The following is a 17,046-nucleotide window of genomic DNA, read 5'->3' as shown; positions in this document are numbered from 1 at the left end:
TCAGATAGCTGCTCGAGCGGATCAGGCGGCGGGAACCGGGGCGGCCCCATCCCAGAGCCGCTGCAACGCGGTCCGCTCATCGGCGGGGAGGGGGGCCAGGCTGAAGCAGCGCTCCAGCACCGGCTGGGGGGGCAGCAGCAGGGCGGCGACGGCCGCCGGGAAGTCGGCCAGGGCCCGCTGCAGCTGCTCCCTGGGCAGGGGCGGCACCCAGCCGCCCGCCAGCAGGGCCGGCAGCAGGGGGGGCTCCAGGGCCTCCCCCAGCCACTCCAGGGGCGGCTCCGGATGGGGGCCGGCTGGCCGCAGCAGCAGGTTCCAGCTGAGGGGGGAGCCGCTCTCGGGCAGCAGCACCTGGAGCCGGGGATCCCGGCGCAGCAGGCCCACCACCCGCTGGCGGGGCAACACGGCGGCTTCGGCCTCGCCGGTGAGCAGCAGGCTGAGCCCATCCCGCTCGTCGTAGGCCAGGGCGGCGCGCCGCAGCCGTCGCAGCCGCTCCGGGTCCTCCCCGGCCAGGGCGATCGTCACCCGGGGGGAGGAGGGCTGCACCAGCCGGCCGGCCAGGCTGGGGTCGAGCAGCAGATCCCAGCCCTCGTCCCGGCGCCGGGCCAGGTCGGGGCGGCTGCGCAGCACCAGGACCCAGGGGCCGTAGGACCAGGGGAAAGCCAGGGGGCCGGCGCCGGGTGGGCCATGGAGGCGGGCCAGCGGGGCCGCCATGGGCGTTAGCCGGTCGATCAGGGCCGGGGTGCCGATGGGTTGCAGGTCGGCGGGCTTCAGCTCGGCCGCCCAGCCGTCACTGAGCTGCAGCAGACCCGTCTGGGGAGCGGCCGCCCGGGCCAGCACCTGGGCAGGATCCTCCAGGAGCTGGCTGCGCCAGGGCTTCGGCAGGCGCCGGGCCCAGGCGGCAGGGAGGTCGCCGCGGCTGGCCAGCAGCAGCGTCTCCTGGCGGTCGCAGCCGGCCAGCAGGGTGAGGGCGGAGGCGGCACCGAGACGCAGCAGGGTGCGGCGGCTGAGGGCCGGAGTCGGTGGTGGGGAGAACGGGGCACCCATTCAGCGGACCGTAGGCGGCGGCGGCCCCAGCAGGGTGGCGCAGTCCTGGTCGCAGAGGCGGGCGAGGGCCGGGGCGGAGCGGCCGCTGAGCTGCCAGAGCAGGGCCAGGCCCCCCGCCCCCACGCCCTCCTTGACGTAACCCCGCTCGTAGGCCGCCAGGGCCGGGTGGCAGGGATCGGGAAAGCGCAGGTCGGCCGCGAAGGCCAGGGGCTCCACCCCCCAGCGCTCGCCGATGCGCCGCAGCAGCAGGGCCAGGTCGCTGCCCGCCTCCTGGGCCACCCAGGCGGTCGTACCCACGGCCGCGGCGGCGGCGACCGCGGGGCGCAGGGAGGGGGGAGCCAGGGCCAGGGCCAGGGCCAGCACCGCCGCCATCTGGCTCCCCCCCGCCAGCAGCACCGGCCGGCCGGCGGCGGCGGCCAGCACCATGGCGGCGGCCAGGGGCTGCATCGGATCCCCCACGGCGGCGGCCACCCGGGCGGCGCCGCCTTCGCCGCCCTCCAGGCCGGCCGCCGCCAGCCCCCGTGCCACCAGGGCCGCCTTGCGGCCGTGGTCGGGGTGGCGCAGGCTGCCGCTCACCAGCCCATCGGCCGCCACCCCCAGGCCCGTGAGCACCGCCAGGGCGGTGCTGGTGCCCCCGGGCACGCATTCCGCCAGCAGCAGGGGACGTCCCGGCGGCAGGCGTTCTCCCCAGCGCCGGCCCAGGGCCAGCAGGGCCTCCAGCCGCCCCGGATCGAGCGCCGCCCCGCTGCTCAGGCAGCGGGCCGGGCCGGCCCCCGCCGGCCCCGGCAGCCGGAGGTGGGCCACCGCCGGGGCCACGGGGCAGCCCAGGTCGACCAGCAGGGGGGCCAGGCCCAGCTCCCGGAGCACCACATGGCTGATCAGGGCGGGGGACACCCCGGCGGGAAGGGGCGGCAGGGCGTGGGGGCGCTCGCCGGCGGGGCCCAGCACCAGCAGCTCGGCATCGGCCGCCGCCGTGCGGCGGCGGGAGGCGGGGGTGGCGCCGGCGGCGGAGATACCGGGCACGGCGGCCGTGGCCGTGCCCGCCAGCAGGACCAGCACCTCCGCCTGGGGCCACGCCTGCCGCCAGCACCGGCCCCAGGCCTCGGCGGCGGCCGCGGAGCCGGCGATCCGCCCCGTCAGGCTCAAAGGGGGTCGAGGGCCACCAGGCCGCGCAGGGCCGGCGGCGGCTCGCTGATGGGCTGGTCGAGCCGGGGGAAGATCCAGTAGGCGACGGCGTGGAGCGCCAGCACCACGATCAGGTTCTGGAGCAGCACCAGCAGCAGGGCAGCGACCTGCACCTGGTCGAGATCGAAACCGCCCGCCAGACCCACCACCCCCGCCAGCCGGTCCAGCAGGTTGGCCGCGGCCGTGGTGATCACCACCCAGAGGTTCTCGCCCACCAGCACCGAGAGCACGGCCACCCGCACCAGGAAGCCGGCGGCGCCGATCAGGCCCCCCACCCCCAGGGTCAGCCACCAGCTGCTGCGACGACGCCAGCCCCAGCCCAGCCAGAGGGAGAGCAGGCCATAGGGGAACAGCACCAGGGGCCCGCGGATCGGGCCCATCAGGGCCACCAGCAGCAGGGTCGTCACCACCACGCCCTCCAGGGCGCAGCGCCAGCCATGGCGCAGCTGCAGCAGGGCCATGGGCAGGGGCAGGGCGAGGCGGAACAGGGGGCTGCCCACCGGCAGGTAGTAGAGCGCCACCCAGAGCAGGGCGGTGGCGGCCGCCAGGTAGGCGGTGTCCATCAGCTGGCGCGCCTGGCGATGGCTCAGCTGGCGCCGCAGGGGAGGGGTCATTGGGTCAGCGCGGCGCCGGCGCCGGTCGGGAGGTGGCGGGGGCGCTGCCGTTGGCGGCGCCCGCGGGGGCCGCAGGAGTCTCGGCGGCCCCGGAGCCGGCCGCGGGCATGCGCTCGATCGTCTCCACCTCGAACGGCACGCCGGCGGCCCGCAATGCCTTGGTGACCACCTCGGCCGGGGCGGAGGGATCCGCCTGGGGCAGGCGGATGGTGACGCGGTAGGGAGCCGGGCGGACGGCGGGGGCCACGGGAGCCATCGGGGTGGCACCGGCCGCCGGGCGGGCTGGAGGGGTGGCTCCTGCCGCCGGAGGCTCCTTGCCGGCCGCCGGGGGCGGGGCTGCCGCGGTGGGCGCCGGCGTGGCCGGGGCGGTGGTCCGGGCCACGGGGGCCGGGGCGGCGGGGGCCGCCGGGGCGCCCGAGAAACTGCGGGAGAGGGCGTCGCCGAAGGGCGTGCCGCCACAGGCGGAGAGCAGCAGGGGCAGGCTCAGCAGGGGTCCCGCCAGCGCAAGGGGGGGGCGGGGGTGGGCCATCAGCTGGCCGCGGGCTTGATCACCCGCACGGCGCTGGCCCGCAGGCGACCGGACTTGGTGGTGGCGGGGGGCTTCTTGGCGGCGGCGGTGGTCGCGCCGGCGGCTTTGGCGGCCGCGCTCCTGGTGGAGGGGGCCTTGGCGGCTCCCGTCTTGGTGGTCCCAGCCTTGGTGGTTCCCGTCTTGGCGGCGGATGTCCTGGCGGCGGGCTTGGCGGCGGCCTTGGTCCCGGCCCGGGACCGGGACGCCCCCTTGCCGCTGGCGGCCTTGGCGGCCAGCAGCTCCACCGCCTGCTCCAGGCTGATGGTCTCGGCGGTGGTGCCCTCCGGCAGGGAGGCGTTCACCTTGCCCTGCTTGACGTAGAGGCCGTAGGGACCATCGAACAGCTGGATGGCCTCCTCGGAACCCTCCGGCACGCCGAGATCCTTGAGGGCGGTACGGCCGCCGCGGCCCTTCTTGGGCATGGCCAGCAGCTCCAGGGCCCGGCTCAGCCCCACGGCCAGCACGTCGTCCTCGGCCTTGAGGGAGCGGTAGTCCTTCTCGCCCTTGCCCTTGTCGTGGACCACGTAGGGACCGAAGCGCCCCAGCCCGGCCTGCACCTTGCCGCCGTCGGGGTGCTCGCCCAGGTGGCGGGGCAGCCGCAGCAGCCCCAGGGCGTCCTCCAGACTGAGGTCCTCGGGCTTGACGCCCTTGGGCAGGGAAGCCCGCTTGGGCTTGGGCACCTCCTCGCTCACCTGGCCGCGCTGCACGTAGGGCCCGTACTGGCCGAACAGCAGATACACCTGCTCGCCGGTCTCGGGGTCCTCCCCGAGCGATTCGGGCCCCTCGGCCTTCTGGCGCAGCAGCAGCTCGGCCTTCTCGGCGTCGAGGTCGGCCGGGGTGATCTCCTGGGGCAGCGTGGCCTTGAGCAGCTCCTCGCTGCCGTCGTCGGCCACCCGCTTGGTCTCCAGGTAGGCGCCGAAACGGCCGATGCGCACGACGCAGGGCAGCCCCTCCAGCACCACCGTGCGGGAGATGCCGGGGTCGATGTCGCCCTCCCGCTGCTGCACCTGGGTCTCCAGGCCTTTCTCCCCCTTGTAGAAGGTCTCCAGGTAGGGCAGCCAGGACACCTTGCCCGTGGAGATCTCGTCGAGGGTGTGCTCCATCTTCGAGGTGAACGCCGTGTCCACCAGGTCGGGGAAGTGCTCCTCCAGCAGGGCCGTCACGGCGAAGGCCGTGAAGCTGGGGGTGAGGGAGTTGTTCTGCAGGGTGGCGTAACCCCGGTCGACGATGGTGCCGATGATGCTGGCGTAGGTGGAGGGGCGGCCGATGCCCTCCTTCTCCAGGGTCTTGACCAGGGCCGCCTCGCTGTAGCGGGCGGGGGGCTGGGTCTGGTGGCCGAGGGCCTCGACGCCCCGGCAGAGCGGGCTGTCGCCGACGGCGAGCGAGGGCAGCAGCACCTCCTGGCCCTCCAGGGCCGCATCGGGATCGTCGCTGCCCTCCACATAGGCGCGGAAGAAGCCGGCGAAGTCGATGCGCTTGCCGCTGGCCCGGAAGGTGGCGCCCGCCGCCTCGATGTCGACGGCCAGCAGGGTGAGCCGGGCATCGGCCATCTGGCTGGCGACGGTCCGCTTCCAGATCAGCTCGTAGAGCGCCAGGTCGCGGCCGTCGAGGCCGGTGTCCTTCGGGGTGCGGAAGCTCTCGCCGGCGGGCCGGATCGCCTCGTGGGCTTCCTGGGCGTTGCGGGCCTTGGTGCTGAACTGGCGCGGCGCCGGGCTGAGGAACTCCTTGCCGTACATGGCACCGACACAGTTGCGGGCCGCCGTCAGGGCCTGGTCGGAGAGGTGCACCGAGTCGGTGCGCATGTAGGTGATGAAGCCCCGCTCGTAGAGGGCCTGGGCCGTGCGCATGGTGTCGCGGGCCGAGAGCCGCAGCTTGCGGTTGGCCTCCTGCTGCAGGGTGCTGGTGGTGAAGGGGGGCACGGGCTTGCGCACCGTGGGCTTCTCCTCCACCGCCGCCACCCGCCAGGGGGCGGTTTCCACGGCGGCCTTGAGCGCCGCCGCCTCAGCCTCGCTGAGCAGCTTCACCTTGCTGCCGCTCTTGAGGCCGCCGGTGGTCTCGTCGAAGTCGGAGCCGCCGGCGATGCGCTCGGCCCCCACGTGGGTGAGCTTGGCCTCGAAGGGCAAGGCCGTCTGCTCCAGGCGGGCCTTGAGATCCCAGTAGCTGCCGCTGCGGAACGCCCGCCGGGCCCGTTCACGCTGCACCAGCAGCCGCACCGCCACCGACTGGACGCGGCCGGCGGAGAGGCCCCAGGCCACCTTCTTCCAGAGCAGGGGCGAGAGGGTGTAGCCCACCAGACGATCGAGGATGCGCCGGGTCTCCTGGGCATGGACCAGCTCCATGTCCAGGTCACGGGTCTGGTCGAGGGCGCGGCCGATCGCCTCCTTGGTGATCTCGTGGAACACCATCCGCTTCACTGGCACCTTCGGCCCGAGCAGCTGGAGCAGGTGCCAGCTGATGCTCTCGCCTTCGCGGTCCTCATCCGTGGCCAGCAGCAGCTGGTCGGCGTCCTTGAGGGCGTCCTTGAGCTCCTTCACCACCTTTTTCTTATCCTTCGGCACCACGTAGAGGGGTTCGAAGCCGTTGGCGGTGTTGACGCCGAGGTTGGCCCATTTCTCGCCCTTGTGGGCGGCGGGAATCTCGCTGGCGTTGTTGGGAAGATCGCGCACGTGGCCCATCGACGCCTCCACCCGGAAGGTCTTGGGCAGGAACGCCCGGATGGTGCGGGCCTTGGTGGGGCTCTCGACGATGACCAGGGTGTGGGCCACGGGAAGGCGCGATACCGCTTCCTTCTTTATCGCATCGACGGGCCCTGCGGGTATCCGGGCACCAGACCGCCCCTCCGGATGGCGGCTACAGTCCGCCACATCGCGCGCCTACCCGAACCCTGTGGCCGACCTGTTTCTGGCAGCAGCGAGCTCCGTCACCCCTGCCGCCACCACCGCCGCTTCCGCCGCCGATGCCATCGCTTCGGGTCTGGGCACCGGCGCTTTGGCCCTGCAGCTAAACGCCGGGGCGATCGCTCCGGAAGCGGCCGTGCTGCTGACCCTGGTCGTGTGTCTGGTCGTCGACCTGGCCGGCGAGAAGGCCGCCAGCCGCTGGGTGCCGCCCATCTGCTACGGCGGTCTGGGCGCCTCCCTGGTGCTGCTGGCCCTGCAGTGGAACAGTCCGCTGGAGCCCTCCTTCCTCGGCTCCTTCCTGGCCGACAACCTGGCCATTGCCTTCCGGGCGGTGGTGGCCGCCTCCACCTTGATCTCCCTGCTGCTGAGCTGGCGCTATGTGGAGCGCAGCGGCACACCGATGGGCGAATACGCCGCCATCCTGCTGGCCGCCACCCTTGGGGCCATGTTCCTGTGCGGCTCCACCGATCTGGTGAGCATCTTCATCTCCCTGGAAACCCTCTCGGTCGCCAGTTACCTGCTGGCGGGCTACATGAAGCGGGATGCCCGCAGTTCCGAGGCGGCCCTGAAGTATCTGCTCGTGGGATCGGCTGCCGCGGCGGTGTTCCTCTACGGCGCCTCCCTGCTCTACGGCCTCAGCGGCGGTGCCACCAGCCTGGCCACCATCGGCTTGGCCCTGCAGACCAGCGCCTCGCCGATCACCGCCCTGGCCCTGGTGTTCGTGCTGGCCACCGTGGCCTTCAAGATCGCCGCCGTGCCTTTCCACCAGTGGACACCCGATGTCTATGAGGGCTCCCCCACCCCGGTGGTGGCCTTCCTGTCGGTGGGCTCGAAGGCGGCCGGCTTCGCCCTGGCGGTGCGACTGCTGGTGGGCTGCTTCGAGAGCTTCGATGCCCAGTGGAAGTTCCTGTTCACCGTGCTGGCGGTGCTGAGCATGGTGCTCGGCAACGTCGTTGCCCTCGCCCAGACCTCCATGAAGCGGATGCTGGCCTACAGCTCCATCGGCCAGGCCGGCTTCGTGATGATCGGCCTGGTGTGCGGCACCGAGGACGGGTTCTCGGCGATGGTCCTCTACATGGCCGCCTATCTGTTCATGAACCTGGGCGCTTTCGCCTGCATCATCCTCTTCTCGCTCCGCACCGGCAGCGACCGCATCGCCGACTATGCCGGGCTCTATCAGAAGGATCCTCTGATCACTCTGGGGCTGAGTCTCTGTCTGCTCTCCCTCGGCGGCATCCCGCCGATGCTGGGCTTTTTCGGCAAGATCTACCTCTTTTTCGCCGGCTGGGCCGACCACCAGTACCTGCTCGTCGTGGTGGGTCTGGTCACCTCGGTGGTGTCGATCTACTACTACATCTCGGTGATCAAGATGATGGTGGTGAAGGAACCTCAGGAGGCCTCCGACGTGGTCAAGGCCTACCCGGCCATCACCTGGAACCTGGCCGGCATGCAGCCCCTGCGGGCCGCCCTGGTGGGCTGCGTGGTGATCACCGCCGTGGGCGGGGTGCTTTCCAGCCCCCTGTTCGACTGGGCCAGCTCCACCGTCGCCGGCACGCCGATCCTGCAGCAGGCCATCGCCGCCACGGCCATCGCCCCGCTGGGCTGAGTCGGGATCAGATTTCCCTAGCCTGGCGGCCATGGAGTCCCTCCCCCCACCGGTGGCCGAACTGGTCCACGTGTCGAAGATCTACGGCAGCGGCGACACCGAGGTGCGCGCCCTCGACGACCTGTCGCTGACCGTCCAGAAGGGCGACTATCTGGCGGTGATGGGGGCCAGCGGCTCCGGCAAGAGCACGGCGATGAACATCCTTGGCTGCCTGGACCGCCCCAGCTCCGGGAGCTACCGGCTCAACGGCACCGATGTGGACAGCCTCGATGACGACGAGCTGGCCGACCTGCGCAATCAGCAGCTGGGCTTCGTCTTCCAGCAGTTCCACCTGCTGCCCCAGCTGAGCGCGATCGACAACGTGATGCTGCCGATGATCTATGCCCGCGTGCCCAAGGAGGAGCGGCGGCGGCGGGCCCTGGCGGCCCTCGACCGGGTGGGCCTCTCCCACCGCCTGGAGAACAAGCCCAACCAGCTCTCCGGGGGCCAGCAGCAGCGGGTGGCCCTGGCCCGGGCGATCATCAACGATCCGGCCATGCTGCTGGCCGACGAGCCCACCGGTGCCCTCGACTCCCACACCACCGAGGAGGTGCTGAGTCTGTTCGGCGATCTCAATGCCCAGGGGATCACCATCCTGCTGGTGACCCATGAAACCGAAGTCGGCGCAAGGGCCGACCGGGTGGTGCACTTTCGCGACGGCCGCGTCAGCGCCTGAGCGGCCCTCAGCCCGGCGCCGGACGGGCGGCGGGGGGCACGCTCAACCTCTCCCCGGGCAGGGGCAGGGGGGAGCGGGGACGCTCGAGGGTGGCGATCAGCTGACCCATCAGCAGGGCGACCGCGTCGGTGGGGCCGCTGCCGTCGGCTCCGGCCAGGCCGGCGAACAGGCCGCCGCCCGGATCGAGATCGCCGGGATCGGTGGCCACCCAGCCGCCGTCCTGGGGCAGGCGCAGCTCAAAATGCAGGTGGGGACCGGTGCTCAGGCCCGTGCTGCCGACCCGGCCGATCACCTCGCCCTGACGCACCATCTCGCCGTCCTTGACGTAGAGCTCGGAGAGGTGGCCGTAGAGGGTGCGGCGTCTGGGTCGGTCGTGCTCGATTTCCACCGCCAGGCCGTAGCCGCCGGCCAGGCCGCTGCTGACGACACGCCCGGAGAGGGCGGCCACCACCGGTGTGCCCTCGGGCGCCGCCAGATCACGGCCGGCGTGCATCAGCCAGCTGCCCAGAACCGGATGCAGGCGATAGCCGAAGCCGCTGGTGGTGACGGCCGAGCCGATCAGGGGGAAGAGCAGCCGCTGGTTGCCGTTGCCGAGGATCGGGGCGGGCCGGGGAGTGACGCGGAACACGTCGGTGAGGCGGAAGCTGCCGCCGGCGCCGGTGAGCAGGGCGCTGACGGGCACGGTGATCGGCGGCAGGGGGGAGGCGCCGAAGCCGAAGCCGCCGAAACCGGCACCGCGGCCGCCGGCCACCAGATCCCCCTCGCCCAGTCCGTCGCTGAGGCCATCCTTGCGGCCGCGGCCGATGATGATCACGCCGCTGCTGCACTCCTGGGCCGAGAGGGCGCCGGCCTTGCAGGCCCTACTGCGGGTGGCGGCCTCCTGGGGCGACAGCAGCGAGCCGCGCACCCGCACCCGCTCGGCGGGGGTGACGACCCCCTCCCGCACCAGGGCATCGAGGGAGGCGTCGAAGCGGCGGGGAGGCTCCGGCCGGCGCTCCGCCGCTCCGGGCCGCAGGGTGGCCGGGGGGGCTTCCCCGGTGACCGGGGGCGGGGGGGCCAGGGGCTGGACCGGCGCCTGGAACTCGGGGCGGGTCACCGGCGCCGCGATCCGCACCGAGGGACGCTGCACCGACGTCGGTGCCGGGGCCGGCTGGTCCGTCGGCTCGAGGGCGGGAACGGCCTGGGCCAGCACCAGCGGCATGGCCAGCCAGGAGGCCGTGGCGCCGGCACCGAGCGCCGTCAGGACGGTGAGGGGCTGGGAAGCCATGTCAGGAAGGGACACCGGTGGGCGTGCAGGGGGACGACCCGGCGCCGGGATTGCCGAAGGACAGTGTACGGGGGGTGTTCATCCGGCGCCAAAGCCGCGGTGCAGCACCCGCTCGGCGGAGCCATGCACCAGGCGCAGGCCGCCGTCGGCCGCCAGCCCGGCGATCCGCCAGTCGATGCTATCGAGGTGGATCGGGCCATCGGGCCGATGCAGGCGCCGCTCCGCCTGCCGGCAGACCTCCTGGGGCCGCCCGGCCCAGGCCATGGCCCACTCCAGGGCCGCCAGCACCTCCCCGCACCAGAGCAGGGGATCGGCGAGGCCGGCTCCCAGCAGCTCCGCCAGGGCCACGGCACCCTCGGGCGCCCGGTTGGCGACGTTGAGCCCCACGCCCATCCGGGCCCAGCGGCAGGTGCCCCCCCGCAGCCGCAGGCGGGGCAGCAGGCCCGCCAGCTTCCGGGGCCGGCCACCAGTCACACCGGGCAGCAGCAGATCGTTGGGCCACTTGAGCCGCACCGGCAGCCCCCGGGCCTCCAGCCGCAGGCAGAGCCCGACCGCCACGGCCAGGCCGGGGGCCGCGGCCGTCGCCGCCGCCGCCGGCCAGGGCAGGGCCGCACTCAGCCAGACCCCCCCGGCCGGGGAGCACCAGGGCCGGCCCTGCTGGCCGCGGCCGAAGCGCTGCCGGCGGGCGATCACGGCCCGGGGGGCCGGCAGCGGCACGTCGCCGGCCAGTCGCGGATCCTGGGCCAGCCAGCGGTCCAGTTCCGTTTCGGTGCTGGCGCACACCGGCAGCCACCGGAGCCGCCAGGGGGCCAGCTCCAGTGGGGCATGCTCCAGAGGGGCCTCCGTGGCCGCCGGGGGGTGCTGGCGCCGCCGGGCCCCGATCGCGCCGATCAAAACCGCCGGAGCCAGTCGCCGATGCGGGCCGCACCGGCCTCCAGCTCGCCGGCCGGGTGCACCAGGGCCAGCCGCTGCCAGCCCTCGCCGCCGGGGCCGAAGCCGTTGCCGGGGGTGAGGCAGACGCCGGTGCCCTCCAGCAGGGCGGCGCAGAACCGTTCCGAATCCAGACCCCGCTCCCGCGCCACAGCGGGGATCTGCAGCCACAGGTAGAGCGCCATCGACGGCAGGCGCACCGGCCAGCCCTGGGCCTCGAGGGCGGCGGCCATGCGGTCGCGGCGCTCGCGGTAAACGCCGCGCAGCTGCTCGGGCCACTCGGGGGCCTGCTCCAGGGCGGCGATCGCACCGGCCTGCAGGGCCAGGGACTGGTTGAAATCCACCACCCCCTTGAGCTGACGCAGGGCGGTGATCAGATCCTCAGCACCGATGGCGAAGGCGAGCCGGTAGCCGCCGAGGCACCAGCTCTTGGAGAAGGAGAAGAACTCGATGCCGCAGCGGCGCCAGTCGGGATGGCGCAGCAGCGCGGGGGCCTCCCCCTCCAGGGCCAGATCCACGTAGGGGTTGTCGTGGGCCAGGACCACGTCGTGGCGCAGGGCCCGCTCCACCGCCCCATCCAGCCAGGCCTGGGTACCGGTGGTGGCCGTGGGGTTGTGGGGGAACCCCAGCACCATCAGCGAGAGGTCCTGCCACTGGCTGGGGGACAGGCGGTCGAAATCGGGCCGCCAGCCGGCGTCGGCGTCGAGGGGCAGCAGCACCGGTTCGGCGCTGGCCAGGTGCAGTCCCCCCATGTGGGAGGGGTAGTAGGGGTCGAGCAGCAGGGCCCGATCGCCGGGGTTGAGCACCGCCAGCGGCAGATGGGCCGTGCCCTCCTGGGAGCCCACCAGCAGCAGCACCTCCTTCTGGGGATCCACCGCCACGTCGAAACGGCGCCACGCCCAGGCCGCCACCGCCTCCCGGAAGGGCAGGGTGGCGGCATGGAGGCAGTAGGAGGCGCTCTCGGGCCGGCTCAGGCCGGCGGCGATGGCCTCGAGGGCCACGGCCGGCGGCTGCAGGTCGGTGGAGCCGAGGGACAGATCCAGCAGCGGCGGGAGGAGAGAAGCGTCCGGGCCGTGACCGGCGGCGGCCCGGGCGCTGTAGGCGGCCTTGCGCTGGTCGTTGCGGGCGAAGACGCCGTTGCCGAGCCGCGACAGGCGCTCAGAGATGGGCATCCAGGAAAGCCTTCAGCTGGGACTGGGCCATGGCACCTTCGTGGCGGGCCAGTTCCTGGCCGCCGCGGAACAGGACCAGGGTGGGCAGGCCCTGCACCTTGAGGCTGTCGCGGCTGATGGGGTTGGGGTCGGCCTCCAGCTTGCCGACGGTGAGAGCACCGCCGGGGGCGTCGGCATAGGCCGTGGCGGCCCAGGTCATCAGGGGGGCCATCAGCCGGCAGGGGCCGCACCAGGGGGCCCAGACATCCACCAGCACCGGTCCCGGAACCTCGAGGACCGAGGCCTGGAAGTTGGCATCGGTGAGGTCGAGGACGGGGGAGTCGACGTCGGCGGGCACGGCGTTGGGGGGAGCGGTGACCCGATTGTATGAATTCAGAGCTTGTCGATGGACTGGCGCAGTTCCTCGAGCTCGGCATTCACCTCGGCCACCTTCACCGGCTCCAGCTGGGGGGCGGGGCCTCCCTCCATGGGCAGGGCGATGGGGGTCTTGCCGCCTTCGAGACGGTTCTTGAGGGCCGCCAGTTCCTCGTCCACGTTGCTGCCCTCCAGGGCCGCGAACTGGCTTTCCAGGTCGGCACCGGCCAGCTCGGCGGCGGCCTGGCTGCGGGCCTCCATGTTGAGCACCTTCTCCTCCATCTGGTCGAAGGCCGCCATGGAGCTGTTGGTGCTCAGGTTGCCCACGGCGTTCTGGAGCTGCTCCTGGGCCTGGGCCGCCTGGGCGCGGGCCTTGAGCATGTCCTTCTTGGTCTTGGCCTCGGCAATCTTGCCCTCGAGGGCGGTGAGGCTGCGCTTGAGGGTCTCGACCTGGGACGCCTGGCCGTTGATCTGGGCGTTGAGGGCGGTGGCGGTGTCGGTGTAGGTCTTGCGGCGGGAGAGGGACTCGCGGGCCAGATCCTCCTCCCCCTTCTTCAGAGCCAGCTCGGCGCGCTCGTACCAGGTGCGGGCCTGGGCCTCGGCCTGCTCGGCCTGGTTCTGCAGCCGCTTCTGGCTGGCAATGGCCGTGGCCACGGCCTGGCGCAGCTTGACCAGGTCAGCCTGCATGTCGGCCACGGACTGGTCGAGGATCTTGGCCGGATCCTCCGCCTTGCTCACCAGGTCGTTGAGGTTGGCGCGCAGAAGACGGCTCAGCCGATCGAAGAAACCCATGGAGGCGGGGCCAGTGCAGGAATTGAGAGTAGCCAGAACCTGCCATCCGGTCTTCCCCGCCGATCAGCGGATTGCCGCACCCACACCCGGGCCTGCGGCGCTCAGGTTTTGCGGCGCCGGGCGTGGGCCTGCAGCTTGAGGGCGTAGTCGCCCATGGAATGGTCGGCGACCACCGCCTTGCCCCTGGTGAGGAGGAACCGACGCACCACGACGCAGAAGCGCCAGAACGCCTCCGGGCTCATCACCACCTTCAGATCCCGGAAGGGGATCTGCTGATCGTCCGGGATGTTGGCGGCGTCGGAGAGGAACACGATGCTGCCGGCATGGGTGTAGCCGAAGAAGTTCCGGCGCAGGAACTCGGCGATCCGGAAGGTGCCGTTGATCGGAATCAGCCGGATCAGACTCAGCAGGATCAGCAGGCTGTAGCCGAAGGGGATGCGCGTCACCCCGTCGGCGGCGTTCACGATCCGGTAGATGGGTGTCCGGATCGGGGCGAAGAAATCGTCGTCGCCGGCCCGGGGGGAGCCGAAGGTGTAGGTGGCACCGGTGCTGTCGGAGCCGAGGTAGCGGGTGGCCACCAGGGCCAGGGCGCCGCCGAGGGAATGGCCGGTGATGTAAAGGGGAACCCCCGGATGGCGGGCCAGGGCGGCCTCCAGGGGGGCGCGCACCTTGTCGAAGGCGGCAAGAAAACCTGCGTGGGCCCGGCCGCCGCCGGGGGCCGCCACCAGGTGGGCCCGCAGATCGGCACTGATGTCATGGATGCTGGAAACCTGGGTGCCGCTGAAGGCCAGCACCAGCATGGCGTCGGGTCCCCGACCGGAGGGGAGGCTGAGGCGGACCAGGATCGCTTCGCTTCCCTGCACGGCGATGCCCTCGAGCAGTTCGAAGCCGGCCGTCTCCAGCGCCGACACCACCACCCCGTCCACCGTCTGGCCGTTCTCGATGGCAGCCGCCACCAGGGCCCGCACCACCGCCTCTCCCCGCTGGCTGCGGGCCGATTCGAGGATCCGGTGCACCAGCGCGTCGACCCTGATCTCGGCGGGCAGCTTCTCGTAGACCAGCCGGGCGATCTCCGCCAGCAGCCAGGCGGTGCGGTCGGAGTAGGCGGCGCGCAGGACCGGGACCTGGCGGATCAGGGTGGGGTCGTCGAAGTAGCCGGCCATGGCGCTGCCCCGGGGATGAAGGTTCTCCGGTCCTCAGCCTTGCCCAGCTGCCCGCCCCGTCAACCCGCCAACCCGTCAACCCGCCAACCGGTTGCGATCACCAGCCGATGCACCGCTTACCGTGGGTTCATGGAGCCTTCCGGGTCCCGCCAGCGCCGCTCCACCGACCGCAGCGGTTCGCGCGGCGGCTCTCGCCGCCAGCGCGTCGAGGCGGTGCAGACGCGGCAGGTGGGCAACGTCGCGCTGCTGATGGCACCCGCCCGGCCACCGGCCAGTGCCCTGGCCAGCTGCCTGGACAGCCTCCAGCAGGACTGGCGCCGCGAGGGCCATCTGGCCGCCCTGTGGCGGGACTGGCCGCGGATCGCCGGGCCCCAGCTGGCCCCCCACTGCCGTCCCCTGCAGCTGCAGGGGGGGCTGCTCACGGTGGGCGCGGCGCCGGGGCCCTGGCTGCAGGCCCTCCAGTACAACCGCCACCAGTTGCTGGGCTCGCTGCGCGGCGCCGGCTTCAGCGTCCGGGACGTGCGGGTGCAGCAGCACCACCCCGGCGCCCCCGCCACGCCGGGGAGCCTCAGCGAGGCGGAGGTGTGGGCCGTCCATCCCAGCCGCTGCGACGTGCACGGCCTGGCCGACTGCCCCGCCTGCGGCCGGCCGGCGCCGGCCGGCGAGATGGCCCGCTGGGGCCACTGCAGCTTCTGCCGCCGCGCCGATCTGGCCTGATCCCCCCGCCCCGGACTCCGGCGTGATTCACGGCGAGGGGCCGGGCGCTCAGGGTAGGGGGTGGTCGTCGCCGGCCCCGAACAGGGTCCGCCAGGCCGCCTCCTGCTCCGCTGCGGCCTCGCTTCCCTCAAGGGGGAATCCAGCCAGGAAGTCCTTGTCGGCGGCGGGCTCGTAGGGCCCCTGCTTGATCTCCATCATCACGGCATCGGGCGAGAGGGCCACCAGGGTGTGGATGACGCCCTCGGCCAGCTCGATGCCGCGCAGGGGGCCTGCGGCGCTGATCCGCTCCCGCTGCAGCACCCGCCCCTTGGCATCGAGCAGCAGCAGCCCCACCGCCCCCTGCAGCACGAGGAAGCACTCGAAACCCTCGCCGGGCTGCGCACGCCGGTGGCGATGGGGCCGCACGTAGGTGCCGGGCTGCAGCACATTGAGAAACCGCTGCACCCGGTCGGTGGGGGCGTGGAAGTTGTGGTTGCGGCGCCGGCGGGGGGAGTCGGCGGCGGCGGCGGCCACCGCATCGAAGAGGTCCTGGTCGATGCGCTGGAGAGGGGACGGGGCGGGGGAGTCCATCGCAGGGTCGGCGGGCGCCCCGCTGTCTACCTGTCCGGGGCGGCGGCCCATAGATTGTGCGTCCCTCCAACGGCATGGACGTCATGGGTGCTGGTCCGCGGATGTCCTGGCAGGCGGCCGCACCGCTCGTTCTTCTGCTCGGCACCGACCAGGTCCTGCCGTCCCTGGCGGCGGCTGCCCAACCGGGGGCCAGGCCGGCGACGCCGATCGCCACCTACACGATCGAGGCCACCACCACGGCCGGGATGGGGGCGATGGGCGGTGCCGGCATGCTGCAGATGATGCTGGGGGGCCGGCCGGCGATAGGCGCCACCAGTCGCCAGCTGGAGCTGCGGCTGCAGTCCCCGCAGACCGCCGCCAACCCCACGGCGGAGCACCGTATCCCGGCGGCCATGGCGATGGGGACGGCCCTGCCGCTGAAGAGCGGCACCGATAGCCCTGGACAGCCCGGCCGGGAGTGGAAGGAGGAGGACATCCCCGAGGCCAAGGGCCGGCTGCTGATCTTCCGCGGCTGCGCCGAGAGCGCCGGCGCCGGCCAGCCCGAGATCATCACCATGCAGGGACTGTCCAAGGAGCAGCGACGCCAGGCGCTGTCGGGCCTGAAGCGGCTGGGAACCGCCGCCGGGCCCGCGGGCACGACAGGCCGCTGGCCGGCGGGCGAGGAGGCGCCGGCCGTGCCGCAACAGGCCTCCCTGGTGGGGACCCATGTGGTGGCCGGCAACTACGCCCCGGAGATCCGCTTCCAGGTGGGCAGCGGCCACGACTTCCTGGCCCCGGTGAAGCTGACGAGCACCCCGGCCGGCAGCGCCCAGCGGCTGAGCTGGCCGGCCATCCCCACCGCCCTCGGCTACCAGGCGACGGCCACGGGCATGGGTCGCCAGGAGGGCGACATCGTGATGTGGACCTCCAGCGAGCTGCCCATGGCCGACAGCGGCGTGCCGGATGCCTTGCGGGCCCCGGAAGCGGTCCGGCTGGTGCAGCGCGGCGTGCTGCTGGCCCCGGAGCGGACCACCTGCGCGGTGAGCGCCCAGGCCATGGCGGCCATGGGGGCGGCGATGGTGACCTTCACCGCCTACGGCGACACGCTGCTGCTGAGCAGCCCCCAGGGCAGCCCCGCCTGGCGGCTCAGCCTGGAGCGCCGCTCCACCGCCACCCGGCTGCTGGGGGACGGCATGGAGCGCCTTGATCCGGGCTCCGGCGCAGGCCAGGAGGAGCCTGCCCCCAAAGGTGGGGGCTTCAACCTGTTCAAGCTGTTCTGATCAGTGGCACCCGTGTCGGCCGGATCGCCGGCCAGGACGCTGCCGTCACCAGCCCCGTCGCTGCTGGCGGAGCTGGTTCACACCCCCGGCGCCGATGGCCGCCGCCAGGCCCGCGGCCGTCGCCAGCGCCAGGAAGACCCGTCGGGGGGGTCGGACCACAGGGGTCACTCTGGTAGGGCCGCAGCCGCCGGCC

Annotated in this window: 17 protein-coding genes; 4 read left to right on the top strand and 13 right to left on the bottom strand. The window is 73.1% G+C overall.

Features of this window, described 5'->3' with window-relative positions; genetic code table 11:
• Window positions 1–21: 21 nt before the first annotated feature.
• Genes CYAGR_RS15125 through topA form a run of 5 tightly spaced genes read right to left on the bottom strand, consistent with a single transcriptional unit; the run spans window position 22 to window position 6,176 of the window.
• On the bottom strand, window positions 22–1,044 hold the full coding sequence (locus tag CYAGR_RS15125) for a type 2 periplasmic-binding domain-containing protein (protein WP_015110717.1): 1,023 nt from the start codon (window positions 1,042–1,044) through the stop codon (window positions 22–24).
• Window positions 1,045–2,190: a NaMN--DMB phosphoribosyltransferase gene (locus CYAGR_RS15120; protein ID WP_015110716.1), complete on the bottom strand. Its 1,146-nt coding sequence runs from the start codon at window positions 2,188–2,190 to the stop codon at window positions 1,045–1,047.
• Entirely contained in the window at window positions 2,187–2,843 is a 657-nt protein-coding gene (locus tag CYAGR_RS15115) for a DUF2232 domain-containing protein (protein ID WP_015110715.1), read from the bottom strand. Before CYAGR_RS15115 ends, CYAGR_RS15120 begins: the two co-directional genes overlap by 4 nt.
• 4 nt (window positions 2,844–2,847) lie before the next feature.
• Complete coding sequence (locus tag CYAGR_RS15110) at window positions 2,848–3,372, bottom strand: hypothetical protein (protein WP_015110714.1); 525 nt, start codon at window positions 3,370–3,372, stop codon at window positions 2,848–2,850.
• Complete coding sequence (gene topA / locus CYAGR_RS15105; RefSeq protein WP_015110713.1) at window positions 3,372–6,176, bottom strand: type I DNA topoisomerase; 2,805 nt, start codon at window positions 6,174–6,176, stop codon at window positions 3,372–3,374. Before topA ends, CYAGR_RS15110 begins: the two co-directional genes overlap by 1 nt.
• Window positions 6,177–6,372: 196 nt before the next feature.
• On the opposite strand from topA, the gene CYAGR_RS15100 reads away from it, so the two are divergent.
• Complete coding sequence (locus tag CYAGR_RS15100) at window positions 6,373–7,914, top strand: NAD(P)H-quinone oxidoreductase subunit N (protein ID WP_156818651.1); 1,542 nt, start codon at window positions 6,373–6,375, stop codon at window positions 7,912–7,914.
• 31 nt (window positions 7,915–7,945) lie between these two features.
• The gene (locus CYAGR_RS15095; protein ID WP_015110711.1) at window positions 7,946–8,629 is read left to right on the top strand and encodes an ABC transporter ATP-binding protein; all 684 of its coding nucleotides are present in this window, start codon (window positions 7,946–7,948) and stop codon (window positions 8,627–8,629) included.
• 7 nt (window positions 8,630–8,636) lie between these two features.
• Here the strand turns inward: CYAGR_RS15095 and CYAGR_RS15090 are convergent, their stop codons facing one another.
• The 6 genes from CYAGR_RS15090 to CYAGR_RS15065 all read right to left on the bottom strand — a co-directional run bounded on the left by CYAGR_RS15090 (window position 8,637) and on the right by CYAGR_RS15065 (window position 14,307).
• Window positions 8,637–9,896 (bottom strand): M23 family metallopeptidase, encoded by a 1,260-nt coding sequence (locus CYAGR_RS15090; RefSeq protein ID WP_015110710.1) that lies wholly within the window; start codon window positions 9,894–9,896, stop codon window positions 8,637–8,639.
• 78 nt (window positions 9,897–9,974) lie between these two features.
• Window positions 9,975–10,790, bottom strand: coding sequence for a biotin--[acetyl-CoA-carboxylase] ligase (locus CYAGR_RS15085; RefSeq protein WP_015110709.1), 816 nt, complete (start codon window positions 10,788–10,790; stop codon window positions 9,975–9,977).
• Window positions 10,787–11,998, bottom strand: coding sequence for an aminotransferase class I/II-fold pyridoxal phosphate-dependent enzyme (locus CYAGR_RS15080; protein WP_015110708.1), 1,212 nt, complete (start codon window positions 11,996–11,998; stop codon window positions 10,787–10,789). Before CYAGR_RS15080 ends, CYAGR_RS15085 begins: the two co-directional genes overlap by 4 nt.
• Complete coding sequence (locus CYAGR_RS15075) at window positions 11,985–12,335, bottom strand: thioredoxin family protein (protein WP_015110707.1); 351 nt, start codon at window positions 12,333–12,335, stop codon at window positions 11,985–11,987. The genes CYAGR_RS15080 and CYAGR_RS15075 overlap by 14 nt, the downstream gene beginning before the upstream one ends.
• A gap of 35 nt (window positions 12,336–12,370) precedes the next feature.
• Window positions 12,371–13,144 (bottom strand): PspA/IM30 family protein, encoded by a 774-nt coding sequence (locus tag CYAGR_RS15070; RefSeq protein ID WP_015110706.1) that lies wholly within the window; start codon window positions 13,142–13,144, stop codon window positions 12,371–12,373.
• A gap of 101 nt (window positions 13,145–13,245) precedes the next feature.
• On the bottom strand, window positions 13,246–14,307 hold the full coding sequence (locus tag CYAGR_RS15065) for a lipase family protein (protein ID WP_015110705.1): 1,062 nt from the start codon (window positions 14,305–14,307) through the stop codon (window positions 13,246–13,248).
• A 129-nt stretch (window positions 14,308–14,436) separates the two neighbouring features.
• Here CYAGR_RS15065 and CYAGR_RS15060 point away from each other — a divergent pair, with 129 nt between their 5' ends.
• Window positions 14,437–15,024, top strand: a complete 588-nt coding sequence (locus tag CYAGR_RS15060; protein ID WP_015110704.1) for a DciA family protein — start codon at window positions 14,437–14,439, stop codon at window positions 15,022–15,024.
• A 48-nt stretch (window positions 15,025–15,072) separates the two neighbouring features.
• Here the strand turns inward: CYAGR_RS15060 and CYAGR_RS15055 are convergent, their stop codons facing one another.
• Window positions 15,073–15,594 (bottom strand): WbuC family cupin fold metalloprotein, encoded by a 522-nt coding sequence (locus tag CYAGR_RS15055; protein ID WP_015110703.1) that lies wholly within the window; start codon window positions 15,592–15,594, stop codon window positions 15,073–15,075.
• Window positions 15,595–15,695: 101 nt separating this feature from the next.
• Between CYAGR_RS15055 and CYAGR_RS15050 the strand changes: the two genes are divergently transcribed.
• Entirely contained in the window at window positions 15,696–16,853 is a 1,158-nt protein-coding gene (locus CYAGR_RS15050) for a hypothetical protein (RefSeq protein WP_015110702.1), read from the top strand.
• A gap of 45 nt (window positions 16,854–16,898) precedes the next feature.
• Here CYAGR_RS15050 and CYAGR_RS18585 read toward each other — a convergent pair whose 3' ends face one another.
• Complete coding sequence (locus tag CYAGR_RS18585) at window positions 16,899–17,012, bottom strand: twin-arginine translocation signal domain-containing protein (protein WP_156818490.1); 114 nt, start codon at window positions 17,010–17,012, stop codon at window positions 16,899–16,901.
• Window positions 17,013–17,046: the final 34 nt, after the last annotated feature.

This window comes from Cyanobium gracile PCC 6307, from assembly GCF_000316515.1.
In the GTDB taxonomy this organism is placed as follows: Bacteria; Cyanobacteriota; Cyanobacteriia; order PCC-6307; family Cyanobiaceae; genus Cyanobium; species Cyanobium gracile.
This window is presented reverse-complemented; position numbering and strand designations above follow the sequence as displayed.